This is a genomic window from Herbidospora galbida (assembly GCF_005233835.1).
In the GTDB taxonomy this organism is placed as follows: Bacteria; Actinomycetota; Actinomycetes; order Streptosporangiales; family Streptosporangiaceae; genus Herbidospora; species Herbidospora galbida.
Genome location: NZ_SZQA01000016.1, coordinates 39,253 through 51,986 on the forward strand (window position 1 = coordinate 39,253; position 12,734 = coordinate 51,986).

Consider the following 12,734-nt stretch of genomic DNA (forward strand, 5'->3'; position numbering starts at 1 on the left):
TCAGCACGCGGTTGCGGGCTTGCCACCGGGCGGGGGCATCTGCTGCGCCGGCAGGCAGACCCGGTCGCGCCCGAGCTCCTTGGCCCGGTAAAGCGCCAGGTCAGCGGCGGCCAACAGCTCGATGAGATCATGCCCGTGCACGTTCATGATCGCGACCCCGAGCGAGATCGTGACCGTGATCATGGCGTCGTCGGCGGGCACCGCCATGCGCCCGACGCGGCTGCGCAGCCGCTCGGCCACCCGGCGCGCCTCGGCCAGATCGGCCCGCGGCAGCAGCACCACGAACTCCTCGCCGCCGAACCGCCCGACCACGTCGTAGTCGCGCAGCTGACTGCGCAGCGTGGCGGCCACCCCGATGAGCACCTGGTCGCCGACGAGGTGCCCGTAGGTGTCGTTGACCCGCTTGAAGTGGTCGATGTCGACGATCAGCAGCGCGAGCATCTCACCCGTGCGATGGGCCCGGACGATCTCGGTGTCGGCCTCGCGCTGCCACGCGGCGGCGTTCAGCAGGCCGGTCTTCGGGTCGGTGCGGGCGGCGGCCTGCAACTGCGCGTGCATCAGGCTGCGCTGGAGGAGCATGACCGGCGGCAGCGCCAGGACGAGAAGCAGCATGTTGAGCCCGCACATGATCGCGACGATCAGCCCCAGACACAGCTCGACGGCGTCGAGCAGCAGGCTCTCCCGATCCCACAGCACGTCGCGCCAGCGGACGTCGGGGTCGGCGGTGTGCGCGGCGATTGCGATCAGAGCGGTGTTGAGGATGGTGAACAGCGCCGCGCAGCCGACGGCCAGCGCGATCGGCCACCCCACCCCTTCGGTCAGCCGGGCGGGATCGTCGACCTGCGAGTGGAACACCAGCGAGGCGGCCCCCGCCGCCAGCCCGATGGCCGCCGACGTGACCACCCGCCGATAGACGACGGTGGCCCGCACCCTGAGCTGCAGAAGGATCTGCAGCGGAATCGGCGCCAGCAGCGCGTAGACCGGCGGCAACAGCAGCGCCACCGGAAGCCACCAGGCCGACAGCAGGTCGCGCGACACCCCCGCGGGCATCCCGAGCCGCCGGGTCGCCTCGATGCACACGGCGCCACAGGCCATCAGCGAGCAGAACACCAGCAGATCGCCGACCGACGGGACGGTCACGAGCGACAACCCGACGATCGCGACGAGATCGATGGTGACGATCAGAAAGAGATAGCCGACCAACGGGCGTCGCTGTGCCATCAAAGGCCAGCGGCCCGCCCGCGACGGAGGCCCCCCGATTGGTTTGGCCGAGGTCTGACTGGGCGCTGTCATCCGCTCCCCCAAACGCCTTCTCATCCGCTGAACCCAGCGTCTCACGATGTGTAACACAATAGTTGCGGAGTGTGCGACGCGCGACGGGAACCGCTACCTTGGGCGAGGTGGTCATCACATTCCGATGGCCGGCACGGAGGTTACCGCTCACCCGGAGCGGGTCGTGTGTGGAAAGGAGCAGCCATGGCTCGGGGCGTTGTCTGGACCTGACCAGTCTGGTGCTCTCGCAGCGACACGTTTAGTCGCCATCGGCCGTCCTCCCCACGCTGGTGAAACAGCGCGTGGGATATCGGCCGCGCACGGCCGATGCCCCCTCCATCGCGCACCAGCGTCCGTCTCCCAGATGTCCAACCACTAGATGGCCGCCTCCGGCTCTCCCCAGCCGGGACGGCTGACCGGGGCCCCCAACTTTTTCGGGGGCCCGAAGATCACCAACCAGATCTGGCGCAAGACGGCCAGGTCTGGTTCTTGGTGTGCTTGGAGGGTTCGCGGGCTTTGATGACGGAGCCCCTCCGCTTGTCCACAGGGCTTCGATCGGTATCCGGGTTATCCACAGGGGCGGCTTCACGCCGGTCGCCGAGGTGGAGGTCAGGCCACTGTTGTGCCCGAGCCCGGCGAGGGTCCGGGCAAACGGAGGACAGAGAGTTATGAGCGAGATCTACGTGACGCTGACCGGCAACGTCACCGACGACCCCAAGCAGTTCACGTTCGGCGACGGGTCCCGGGCCACCTCCATGCGGGTGGCCGTCGACCGCCGCGTCCTCGACCGCCAGACGCAGACCTGGCGCGACGGGGAGACGACCTTCTACACCGTCCGCTCCTACCGGGGGCTGGCCGACCACGTCGCCCAGTCGGTCCGGCGGGGGCATCCGGTCGTGGTGGTCGGGAAGCTCCGGGTCAAGCAGTTCGAACGCGAGGGCGAGCAGCGCTTCTGGGTGGAGGTGGAGGCCACCTCCGTCGGCCATGACCTGAAGTGGGGCATCTCCAGCTTCGAGCGTCCGGCCCGGGGCGCCTCGCGGGGTGCCATGACCGACGACGACCTGCGTGCGATGGAGGACGACACCCGCGACTGGGAGCTCAACACTCCCGGGCTGCGGGTCCTGGAGGGCGGCGCGGGCCAGGACGACCCGGCCGAGACCGAAGAGACCGAGTCGTGGCCCGCCGAGGCGGTCCCGGCCGCCGCCTGACAACCCGACGGCCCCACCGTCGAAGGGCCGGCCTGTTCATCTCCCCCGAGCAGGCCGGCCCGTCGGACACGCGCTCTGCCATGTGCGAGACGGCGCCGCGAAGACCAGGCGCGTCTGGCGTCGCCCCGCACGAAGTCAGGCCGGGTCTCGAAGTCGGGTGGTGAGGCTGTGCTGAGGACCCGCACGGTCCGCGCTGACGCCGACGATGACCGCACGCAAGAGTCAGGGGCCGCCGAGCATGCACGTCAGCCCCTCAAGGGCCGGGCCCTAGCGTCGTGAGGTGTTCAGTGCCGCGAAATAGTCGTTGTAGCGGGTCAGTTCGCGTTCGACCGGTTCGATCACCAGGTCCTGGGCCACCCCCGCCACCCGGCGGCGCATGTCCCTCTCCAGCTGGTCGCGTTCCCTGCCCGCGGCCATCACGACGAAGTTCCGGCTCGCGATCGCCGACAGGAGGCCCACGCCGAGCACGCTGACCATCATCAGCACCACCCACGGCAGCGCCGCCACGTCTCCCAGCAGCTCCGCGGGAGGTTCGCCAACCTCCAGAATCCCGTAGGCCACGATCGACCCGGCAACGCCGAGGCCCGCCACGAACAGCAGCACGAGGAGGAGCTGCCACACCTTCGCCAGCCGCCACCACCCCGGCACCCGGTCAAGGGGCGGCGCGATCTCGGCCAGTTCGTCGGTCAGCACCTTCGGGAGCTGGCCCGAGCGGGAGCGGGCCGCGTCGCGGACGGCGTCCTGCCAGGGTTCGGGCATGCCCTGGGTCAGGCCGTCGGACAGGGCCTGGACGGCGTTGTCGACCTCGGCCGGCTGGGCGCGGACGGAGTCGGAGACGAGGGTCCGGATCTCGTCTTTCACGTCGCCGAGCTTCAGGTGCTTCAACGGGTCGCCGCGGAAGCGGGAGGCCCAGCGGCCCCACGGCCAGCCGACCCAGTCGATCGAGCGGGTTCCGTAGACGTTCTCCAGGGCCTCGCCCACGGCGGGGGCGCCGACGGCGTCGCACAGGGCGTCGGTCAGGCCGGCCCGGCGGGCGGGGTCGATCGTGGGGTCGACCTTGAGCATGGCCGGCATGTCCTTGGCCAGGCGGAGCATCAGGCGGTCGAGGTCGGCCTCCAGCCGGAGGTAGCCCGCCCGGCGGGCGCTGACCGACTCGGCCAGTTCGGCCCGCAGGTCGTCGACGCCGCCGCCCGTCACGGCCGAGGTGGCGACCACGCGGGGCTGCTCGACGCCCTCGCGGGCCAGCAGGTCGCGGAGGTCGGCGAGGCACTCCTCGACCTCCTCCGGGGTCAGGCGGTCGGCCTGGTTGAGGGCGAAGACCGTCACGGCGTCGTGGCCGGCGAGCTCGGTCACGTAGCGGCGGTGGGTGGAGGCGTCGGCGTACTTCTGGGGGTCGAGGACCCACACGATCAGGTCGGCCCCGGTGATGAGGCGGTCGGCCTCGGTGTCGGTCAGGGCGCGGATGGAGTCGTGGTCGGGGAGGTCGAGCAGGATCAGGCCGTTGAGCTGGTCGTCGGCCTTGTCGAGGGCGCTGTTCCTGGAGAAGCGATGGCGCCACTGGATCTGGAGCCAGTCGAGCAGGGGGGCGGCGCCCTCCAGGCCCCAGACGCACGCGTGGGTGCGGGCCGTGGTGGGGCGGCGGACGCCCGTGGGTGACAGGTCGAGGCCCGAGATGGCGTTGAACAGGGACGATTTGCCGCTGCCCGTGCCGCCGGCCAGGGCCACCACGGTGTGGTCGGACGACAGTTTGAGGCGGTTGCCGGCCCGGATGATCAGCTGGGTCGCCTCGGTCAGCAGGTCGGCGTCTTCGCGGCCCTGGCCGAGATCGACCACCCGGGTCAGGGCGGCCAGCCGCGTGCCGAGGCCGTGCCTGGGCTCGGCGGTGATCGTCATCGGGCGACCTCGAGGTTGTAGGTGGCCTGGTAGAGCCGGGTGGCCGCGGACTCGTCGGGGATCCCGGCGCCGTCGAGGGCGTCGACGTAGCGCAGCGTCTCGTCGTCGAACAGTAAACCGACGCGGGCGCGCAGGTCGGAGCGGGCCTTGGCGCTGATGCTGCGCAGCGACTCGGCGCCGAGCAGGCCGCGCAGGAGCCGCTGCGGGAGGGCTCCGTTGCCTCCGGGGGCGTCGCCGGTGCCGTAGCCGAGCAGGCCGACGGTGAAGATCAGGGCGAGCGACTCGACGTCGAAGGAGACCAGGCGGGCCACCGAGCGCTTCGTGACGCCCTCGGTGCGGACCAGCTCGGTCACGTGGTCCTGCCACGAGGTGACCATGCGGGCGGTGCGGCGGTCGACGTCGTCGGCGGGGCGGCCCAGGCCGGGGAGGGCGGCCAGGCGGTCGCCCGCTCCGGCGCGCTGGCGCCAGCGGGTGACGACCTCTTCCGAGGCGCGGTGGACGGCCGTGCTGATGACCGATTCGAGGCCGCTGCGCAGGGCGTTGCGGAGCGCGCCGAGGCGTTCGGGGCCGTGGTTCTTGGCCCGGCGGATCTGGAGGGTGCGCATCAGGTCGCCCGACCCGGCGAAGTCCTGCCAGCGGGCCAGGACCTCACCGCGCAGCAACGAGCCGTCGCGGGTCGACTCCTCGATCTCGGCCAGGGCTCCGGAGAACGCCGCGTCGATGTCCGAGCGCAGGTCGGCCCGCAGGGCCACCTGGGTCTCCAGGTGGCGGGCCAGCGCGGGAACGCGGGCGCGGAAGCTGTTGAGGACGCCGTTCAGCGTCGCCTGGACGGCCAGCGCCCGGCGCTGCTCGTCGACCGACAGCTCCGACAGCCACATGCGCAGGTCGGCCACCTCCTCGTCGGGCAGGCGGCCGTTGGTCACGGTGGTCTCGTTGATGATGAAGCGCTCCACCTCGCCGAGGCCGTACTCGTCGAGCATGCGGGTGAAGTGCTTGGCCACGACCTCGCGGGAGCGGACCGGGACGCGGGACAGGACGATCACCAGGCGGGCGCCGCGCTCCTTGGCCAGCTTGAGCAGGCCCCACGAGGGGGCGTCGGCGTAGCGGGCCGCGCTGGTGACGAAGACCCACAGGTCGGCGGCGTCGAGCATGCGGTGGGCGATGTCGTGGTGTTCCTCGACGACCGAGTCGATGTCGGGGGTGTCGAGCAGGGCGACGCCGTGGGGCAGCCACTTGGTGGAGGCGACCACGATCGAGTCGGCGCCGGGGCCCTCCCCCGGTTCGTCGATGCGGTTGAGGCCGCTCAGCAGGGTGCCCTTGGTGAACCAGCGCTCGTCGGCGGGGTTGCAGACCAGGACGGGGGTGCCGGTGGTGGGGCGGCGGACGCCGGTGGCGCTGACGGTCTGCGCGGCGAGGGTGTTGACCAGGGTGGACTTCCCGGCCCCCGTCGATCCGGCGATGACGATCAGGGCGGGGGCGGTGCTCATGTGGACGCGGGGGATGACGTAGTCGTCGAGCTGGGCCAGCACGGCCGCCTGGGACTTGCGGGCCTCGTCGGCGCCGGGGACGTCGAGGCCCAGGTGGAGGCCGGTGACGGCCTCGCGGAGCTGGCTCAGGGCGTCGGTGAGGGCGCCGGAGACCTGCTCGGGGAGGGCGAACTCCTCGTCGTAGGGGTCGTCCTCCTCGGCTTCCCCGGCTTCCTCGGCCTCGGAGGAGGGTTCCTCCTCCGGTATGGCATCTGGAGGTTGGTCGTCGTCTTTGATGGCCCGGAAGCTGAGTGTCTGCTCGCCGGGCGACTCTGGTTCTTCCTCGGGCATGGCGGCCTCGTCTGCGGGTTCGGACCGCGGTGTCTGGTTGGCAGCCTTCATCGGGCTCGCTCCGCTCGCACCATCTCGATCTCCTGACCGACCTTGACGACGTCGCCGACGACGACGATCGCCGGTGGCCGTACGCCCGCGGAGGTGACGCGCTCAGCCACGTCGCGCAAGGTGGCGCGCACCGCCCGCTGGGTGGGAAGAGTACCGTCCTGTACCACCATTACGGGAGTTTCCGGTGAACGTCCCTCACGCTGCAAAGCGTCGGCGATCTCCGCGATGCGTTCCACGGCCATCAGCAGTATCAGGGTTCCCTCTGATCCCGCCAAGAGCTTCCAGTCGACGGTTGAGGCCGGATGTCCGGGCGCGACGTGCACCGAGACGACGTGGAAGTCCTGGCTGACGCCCCGGTGGGTGACCGGGACCCCGGCGGAGGCGGGCACCGCGACCGCGCTGGTGATCCCCGGTACGACCGTCACGGGCACCCCGGCCTCGGCGCAGGCGAGCATCTCCTCGCCGCCACGGCCGAACACGAACGGGTCGCCGCCCTTCAGGCGGACCACGAACTTCCCTTCGAGGGCCCGCGAGACCAGCAGCTCGTTGATCTTCTCCTGGGCCAGGAACCGTCCGTAGGGAACCTTGGCCGCGTCGATGAGCTCGACGTCGGCGGAGAGTTCGTCCAGGAGGGAACGGGGGATGAGGCGGTCGGCGATCACGACGTCGGCCTGGGCGAGAAGCTGGCGTCCCCGGACGGTGATCAGGCCCGGGTCGCCGGGGCCGCCGCCGACGAGGGCGACGCCGACGGGCTTGTCGCGGTGGCGGCGGGCGTCGATGGCGCCGTCGCGGAGGGCGTCGACGACCGCGTCGCGGATGCCGGCCGCCCGGCGCGGGTCTCCCCCGGCGGTGACCGCGACGCCGATCTCGTCGACCCGGCCGCTGGCCGGCGTCCAGGCCGCGGAGGCGTCCTTGTCGTCGGCGCGGACGCACCAGATGCGTTTGGCCTCAGCCTCTTCGGCGATGGCGGCGTTGGCGGCGCGGTCGCTGGTGCAGGCGTGGACCAGCCACGCGTCGTCGACGTCGCCGCGCTGGTAGCGGCGGCGTTCCCAGGTGACGCGGCCGTCGGCGATCAGGTCGTCGAGCGCGGGCGTCGCGCTGGGCGAGACCAGGGTGACCGCGGCGCCGGCGTCGAGCAGGGCGGGGATGCGGCGCTGGGCGACCCGGCCGCCACCGACGACCAGCACCCGCCGCCCGTCGAGCCGCAGGCCGAGCAGATAGGGGGCCATTTCTCCCTCGTTGTGGCACAGGTTTCGTTAGGCAGTAAACCTACCGGCTGACCTGTGACGCGGCTCAAGAGATCGCCGGTATCGGTCTTGTCCCACCCAAAGGAGTGACGTCGGTCACACTGCCGCCGAGTGGGTAATTGACCACAGAACGGGGCTTATCGCAACTCCTACTGTCATCCGCAAGCACCCAGGAACGACAAAACAGGAGTTACCCGAAATGCTGCGCAAGCTCATCGTCCCCGGTCTCGCCCTCGCCGTCACCGCCCTCGCCGCCGCCCCCGCGGCCGCCCACCCCGGCCACGGCTCCTCTTCCTCCCCGCAGGGCGGCGCCCAGTCCGTACAGCAGGCTCCCGACGCCTACTTCGCGGCCACGCTGCTCGGCAAGAACGAGGTCAAGGCCCCCGGGACGAAGGTCGGCGACAAGGACGGCATCGCGATCGCGGTGTTCCGCATCCACGGCAACAAGGTCGAGTACGCCGTCCGCTGGCAGGACACCGCCGCCCCCACCGCCTTCCACATCCACCAGGGCGTGAAGGGCAAGAACGGCGACGTGAAGATCGGCTTCTTCATGGGGTCGGCGCTGCCGGGCACGCTGAGCGCGGTCAAGGGCAGCGTGACCGTCAACGACGCCGGCCTGCTCAACCGGATCAGGAACAACCCCGGCGGCTGGTACGCCAACCTGCACACCGGCGAGTTCCCCGGCGGCGCCGTGCGCGCCCAGCTCCACCGCATCAAGCCCGTCCACCTCGACACGGTGCTGGCCACCGGCTCGCGCTCGACGCTCACCGCCATCGCCGACGGCCGCCAGGAGGTCCCGGCGCCCGGGACGAAGGTCGGCGACAAGAACGGCAAGGCCGTCTGGCTGGTCTGGGTGAAGGGCACCAAGGTCCACTTCGCGACCGTCTGGAAGAACATCGCCCAGCCGACCCTCGCGCACATCCACAAGGCGCCCAAGGGCAAGAACGGCCCGGTCGTCGTGGACTTCTTCGCCGCCCCCACGGGCCTCCCGGCGGGCGTGAACGGCATCGCCGGCACCGGCACGGCCTCCTCCTCGGTGGCCAAGGGCATCAAGAAGAACCCGAAGAACTGGTACACCAACCTGCACACGAGCGAGTTCCCCGGCGGCGCGGTCCGCGGCCAGCTGCACGGTGGCGGCTGGTAGAGCTCGCGTCATGGAAACTGCCCTGGGTCAACGCCCGTCGAGCAGGGGCTGACGGGGGTCCCACGGCTCGCCCGACCGTCTCCGGGCGATCGCCGACAGGGCCTCCAGCACTACCCGGTTGCCCAGCAGGGCGGTGATGTCGGCGTGGTCGTAGGGCGGCGCGACCTCCACGACCTCCAGGCCGACGACCGGAAGTTCGTAACAGATGCGCCGGACCGAATCGAGCAGCTCCCTGGCCGACAGGCCCCCCGGTTCGGGGGTGCCGGTGCCGGGGGCGTGGCCCGGATCGCAGACGTCGATGTCGACGGACAGGAAGATGCCGTCGCAGTCGTCGAGGGCGATGGCGAAGGCCTCGGTCAGGCACTCGGGGAGACCTCTGTGCACGATCTCGGTCATCTCGTAGGAGCGCATGTTCTGCCCGGCCATCCACGACAGGACCTCGGGGCCGGGCCAGTAGCCGCGCAGGCCGATCTGGAGGAACCGGTCGCCCCGAATGGCGCCCGACTCGATCAGGCGGCGCATGGGCTGACCGTGGCCGTAGAGGTGGCCGAACTCGATGTCGCCGGTGTCCGCGTGGGCGTCAAAGTGGATCATCGAGACCCGGCCGAAGCCGTGGTGGCGGGCCACGCCCCGGGCGTCGGGCAGGGCGATCGAGTGGTCGCCGCCCAGGACGACCGGGATGGCGCCGGCGGCGGCGATCGTGTGGACGGCCGCCTCGATGTCGCGGATCGAGGTCTCCAGGTCGCCGGAGAAGCACTCGACGTCGCCCGCGTCGCGGACGGTGAGATCGCGAAGGCCGTCGACCCGCAGGGCGAGACTCGGGCGGGAGCCGTCGTGGGCGAGATAGCAGGCCTGGCGCATGGCCGACGGGCCGAAGCGGGCGCCGGGGCGGTGGCTGGTGCCGCCGTCGAAGGGCGCGCCCAGGATGACGACGTCGGCGCCCTCGAACGAGGCCGGGTCGGTCAGGTCGCAGCGGTCGACGCCGAGAAACGTGATGTCGGGGCCGTACATCGGGCCGTAGCGGGTCATGCGAGGGCCTCCTTGTCGGTCACTCCGGCGGCGTCGAAGGTGGCGACCTCGTGCAGGACCCGGGCGGCGGCGACGACGAGCGGGTGGGCCAGCAGGCCGCCCGTGCCCTCGCCCAGCCGGAGTTCCAGGTCGACGAGCGGGCGCAGGCCGAGATGGGCCAGCGCGGCGGTGTGGCCGGGCTCCGCCGAACGGTGGCCGGCGATCCAGTAACCGGCGGCCTCGGGCTCGATCGCGGCGGCGGCCAGCGCGGCCGATCCGGCGATCACGCCGTCGAGGATGACGGGGATCCGCAACTCAGCGGCTTTCAGCAGATATCCGGCGATGGCGGCGTGCTCCAGCCCGCCCAGCGCGGCCAGCGGGTCGCGGCCCTGGTTGACCTCCAGCGCCCGCGTGACGATGGCGATCTTGTGGGCGAGCATGGCGTCGTCGATCCCGGTCCCGCGTCCCGTGACCTCGCCCGGCTGCTTCCCCGTGTACGCGCAGATCAGCGCCGCCGACGCCGTCGTGTTGGCGATGCCCATGTCTCCGGTGACCAGGCACCGGGCTCCCTGCGCCACCAGCCGCTCGGCCACCTCGGCCCCGGCCTCCCGCGCCCGCAGCGCCTCCGCCTCGGTCATCGCGGGGCCGAGCGACAGGTCGGCGGTGCCCCTCCTGACCTTGCGCGACACCAGGCCGGGCGCCTCCGGCAGGTCGCCGTTCACGCCCACGTCCACCACGGTCACCGACGCGCCGACCTGGCCCGCGAAGGCGTTCGCCACCGCGCCGCCGGCCAGGAAGTTGGCGACCATCTGCTGGGTCACCTCTTGGGGCCAGGGAGAGACCCCTTGGTCGTGTACGCCGTGATCGCCCGCGAAGATCGCCAGGGCCACCGGCTCGGGGAGCGGGGGCGGTGAGACCGCCGCGATGCCCGCCAGCTGGACGGCCACGTCCTCCAGAGCGCCGAGGGCGCCGCGCGGCTTGGTCAGGCGGTCGTGGTGGGCCCTGGCCTCGGCCATGGCGGCGTGGTCAAGCGGGGAGATCATCGCGGGCCTCCTTCAGGGCCGCCAGGAAGGCGGCCGTCGTCTCATCGTCGCGCACGGCCACCCGCAGCCATTCGGGGCCCAGGCCCGGGAAGGTGTCGGCCCTCCTGACGGCGAAGCCCCTCTCGCGCAGGAGCGTTCTGAGCTGGAGGGCGTGCGGGAGGCGTACACAGACGAAGGAGCCCTGTGCCTCCGGCACGACATAGGCCCCCAGAGCGGTCAGGCCGTCGACCAGAACCCGCCGCCGATCGGCCATCTCCCCGGCCCAGCGGAAGGCCTCGGCCTGTGCGCGCGGCGAGACGCACGCCTCGGCGGCGGCCAGCGCGGGCGTGGAGACCGCCCAGAGCGGCTGCGCCTCCCGCATGGCGGCGACGAGCTCCGGCGGGCCGATGACGTAGCCGATCCGGAGCCCGGCCAGCCCCCAGGTCTTGGTGAGACTGCGGATGACCACCAGACCGGGCAACCTGACCGAGGCCAGCGACTCCGGCTCTCCGGGCACACAGTCGGCGAACGCCTCGTCGACGACCAGATACCTGCCTTCGCGGGCGAGTGAGGCGATCGTCGCGGCGGGGTGCAGAACGGACGTGGGATTGGTCGGATTCCCGATCATCACCAGATCGGCGTCGTCGGGAACGAGCGAGGCATCCAGCACGAACGGATCGGGCAACAGCACCCGATCGGGCACGAAACCGACGGCCCGCAACGCCGCCTCGGGCTCGGTGAACTGCGGGTGCACCACGACCGGCCGGGATACGGGAAGTCCGGCCGGTGACGGCGCGGCCAATGCCGACCCGGACCCGCCCGGCTCGTACCCGGCCGGCTCGGACCATGCCCGCCCAGGTGTGGCGAGGACTCGGGCCAGCAGGGTGAACGCCTCGGCCGCGCCCACCGTGAGCAGGACCTCCTCGGGGTCCCGCCCGTGGTGCCCGGCCACGATCCGGGTCGCTCGGTCGGCGTTCGGGTAGGCCGAGATGTCCGACAACGAGGTCGCGAGGAGCTCGCGGAGCCACGTCGGCGGCATGCCCTGCCGGACGTTCACCGCCAGGTCGACCAGACCGGGCCCGATCTCGCTGTCCCCGTGGTGGCGGAGATCGACGGGCATCAGACGCGGGCCGGGACCGGGAAGATCTCCTGGAGCCGTTCGGTGGCCAGGGCCTGGGCGTAGCGCTGTCGGGCCGTCGTCGCGGCGGCGCCCGCCAGGGCCTCCTCGTAGCGGTCGATCACCACGTCGGCCAGGCCCTCGCAGTCGCCGATGACCTCGGCGCAGCGGATGTCGAGGCCCTCGTGGTTGGCGCCGTAGGCGAGGGCCTGGGCCCAGACGCGCTCCAGCACGCCACCGGCGAACAGCACGTAGGGCAGCACGATGACCCGCTTGGCGCCCAGGCGGCGGCAGCGCTCCAGGCCGCCGGGGACCCCCGGCCGCGCGTGGGACACGTAGGCCGTCTCGACCGTCAGGTAGTCGGCCGCGTGGGTCTCCCAGAACAGCCGCGACACGCGGTGGACCTCGGCGTTCGCGGACGTGCTCGGCGAGCCGTGGCCCACCAGGACGACGGCGGTCTCGCCGGGCGCGATCGGCTCGGGCTCCTCGACGAAGGTGCCGCGCACGAAGGTGGGCATGTCTGCTGCGGCGTCGGCGAGGCGTTCGGCCAGGAGTTCCAGGATGCGCGGGTCGGGGCCGAGCGGGCGGCCCAGGTCGTATCCGAGCGTCGGGTGGAGTTCCTGGGCCAGCGCCAGCGTGCCGGGGATGTCGCCCAGCGCGGCGCGGTCGCCGGTGAGGCTCAGCGGCTGCGCGACGAGGTGGTGGTGGCCGCGCGCGACGAGCGAGGCGACCGAGTCGGCCAGCGGTGGGCGGGCCCCGGTGACGAAGCCACCGGAGACGTCCGCGACGTCGCCGTCGAGGCGGCACCGGAGCCGATGAACGAACCGGCCGAATTCGGCTACGCCGGTATCGTCATGCGTGCCGTGCCCGATGAGCAGCAGCGGCGGTCTCATCTCAACGATCTCCCCTGGCTTGACCTGCTCCGCAAAGATAGCCGAGCTTGTCGTGCAATGGG

General features: G+C 71.8%; 10 protein-coding genes. 2 read left to right on the top strand and 8 right to left on the bottom strand.

Annotated elements, in window-relative coordinates; genetic code table 11:
- On the bottom strand, positions 1-1,221 hold the full coding sequence (locus FDA94_RS17715) for a GGDEF domain-containing protein (RefSeq protein WP_246059996.1): 1,221 nt from the start codon (positions 1,219-1,221) through the stop codon (positions 1-3).
- A 719-nt stretch (positions 1,222-1,940) separates the two neighbouring features.
- On the opposite strand from FDA94_RS17715, the gene ssb reads away from it, so the two are divergent.
- Positions 1,941-2,480: a single-stranded DNA-binding protein gene (gene ssb / locus FDA94_RS17720; RefSeq protein WP_137248183.1), complete on the top strand. Its 540-nt coding sequence runs from the start codon at positions 1,941-1,943 to the stop codon at positions 2,478-2,480.
- Between the two features lie 267 nt (positions 2,481-2,747).
- Here the strand turns inward: ssb and FDA94_RS17725 are convergent, their stop codons facing one another.
- Genes FDA94_RS17725 through cobA form a run of 3 tightly spaced genes read right to left on the bottom strand, consistent with a single transcriptional unit; the run spans position 2,748 to position 7,470 of the window.
- Entirely contained in the window at positions 2,748-4,373 is a 1,626-nt protein-coding gene (locus tag FDA94_RS17725; RefSeq protein WP_137248184.1) for a GTPase family protein, read from the bottom strand.
- Positions 4,370-6,190: a GTPase gene (locus tag FDA94_RS17730; protein WP_137248185.1), complete on the bottom strand. Its 1,821-nt coding sequence runs from the start codon at positions 6,188-6,190 to the stop codon at positions 4,370-4,372. The genes FDA94_RS17725 and FDA94_RS17730 overlap by 4 nt, the downstream gene beginning before the upstream one ends.
- A gap of 47 nt (positions 6,191-6,237) precedes the next feature.
- Complete coding sequence (gene cobA / locus FDA94_RS17735; RefSeq protein ID WP_137248186.1) at positions 6,238-7,470, bottom strand: uroporphyrinogen-III C-methyltransferase; 1,233 nt, start codon at positions 7,468-7,470, stop codon at positions 6,238-6,240.
- A 217-nt stretch (positions 7,471-7,687) separates the two neighbouring features.
- Between cobA and FDA94_RS17740 the strand changes: the two genes are divergently transcribed.
- Positions 7,688-8,632: a CHRD domain-containing protein gene (locus FDA94_RS17740; RefSeq protein ID WP_137248187.1), complete on the top strand. Its 945-nt coding sequence runs from the start codon at positions 7,688-7,690 to the stop codon at positions 8,630-8,632.
- 27 nt (positions 8,633-8,659) lie between these two features.
- Here the strand turns inward: FDA94_RS17740 and speB are convergent, their stop codons facing one another.
- The 4 genes from speB to FDA94_RS17760 are packed head-to-tail and all read right to left on the bottom strand — an operon-like array spanning position 8,660 to position 12,672.
- The gene (speB, locus tag FDA94_RS17745; RefSeq protein WP_137248188.1) at positions 8,660-9,661 is read right to left on the bottom strand and encodes an agmatinase; all 1,002 of its coding nucleotides are present in this window, start codon (positions 9,659-9,661) and stop codon (positions 8,660-8,662) included.
- Positions 9,658-10,683, bottom strand: a complete 1,026-nt coding sequence (gene cobT / locus FDA94_RS17750) for a nicotinate-nucleotide--dimethylbenzimidazole phosphoribosyltransferase (RefSeq protein WP_137248189.1) — start codon at positions 10,681-10,683, stop codon at positions 9,658-9,660. The genes speB and cobT overlap by 4 nt, the downstream gene beginning before the upstream one ends.
- A complete protein-coding gene (gene cobC, locus FDA94_RS17755; RefSeq protein WP_137248190.1) occupies positions 10,667-11,782 on the bottom strand; it encodes an Rv2231c family histidinol phosphate aminotransferase CobC in 1,116 nt (371 codons plus the stop codon). Before cobC ends, cobT begins: the two co-directional genes overlap by 17 nt.
- Positions 11,782-12,672, bottom strand: coding sequence for a sirohydrochlorin chelatase (locus FDA94_RS17760; RefSeq protein WP_137248191.1), 891 nt, complete (start codon positions 12,670-12,672; stop codon positions 11,782-11,784). Before FDA94_RS17760 ends, cobC begins: the two co-directional genes overlap by 1 nt.
- Positions 12,673-12,734 lie beyond the last annotated feature (62 nt).

Excerpts from the sequence above, each read along its gene's own strand:
- FDA94_RS17760 (WP_137248191.1), bottom strand. The coding sequence starts at position 12,672 with ATGAGACCGCCGCTGCTGCTCATCGGGCACGGCACGCATGACGATACC.
- FDA94_RS17740 (WP_137248187.1), top strand. The coding sequence starts at position 7,688 with ATGCTGCGCAAGCTCATCGTCCCCGGTCTCGCCCTCGCCGTCACCGCC.
- speB (WP_137248188.1), bottom strand. The coding sequence starts at position 9,661 with ATGACCCGCTACGGCCCGATGTACGGCCCCGACATCACGTTTCTCGGC.
- cobC (WP_137248190.1), bottom strand. The coding sequence starts at position 11,782 with ATGCCCGTCGATCTCCGCCACCACGGGGACAGCGAGATCGGGCCCGGT.
- FDA94_RS17725 (WP_137248184.1), bottom strand. The coding sequence starts at position 4,373 with ATGACGATCACCGCCGAGCCCAGGCACGGCCTCGGCACGCGGCTGGCC.
- FDA94_RS17730 (WP_137248185.1), bottom strand. The coding sequence starts at position 6,190 with ATGCCCGAGGAAGAACCAGAGTCGCCCGGCGAGCAGACACTCAGCTTC.
- cobT (WP_137248189.1), bottom strand. The coding sequence starts at position 10,683 with ATGATCTCCCCGCTTGACCACGCCGCCATGGCCGAGGCCAGGGCCCAC.
- FDA94_RS17715 (WP_246059996.1), bottom strand. The coding sequence starts at position 1,221 with ATGGCACAGCGACGCCCGTTGGTCGGCTATCTCTTTCTGATCGTCACC.
- cobA (WP_137248186.1), bottom strand. The coding sequence starts at position 7,470 with ATGGCCCCCTATCTGCTCGGCCTGCGGCTCGACGGGCGGCGGGTGCTG.
- ssb (WP_137248183.1), top strand. The coding sequence starts at position 1,941 with ATGAGCGAGATCTACGTGACGCTGACCGGCAACGTCACCGACGACCCC.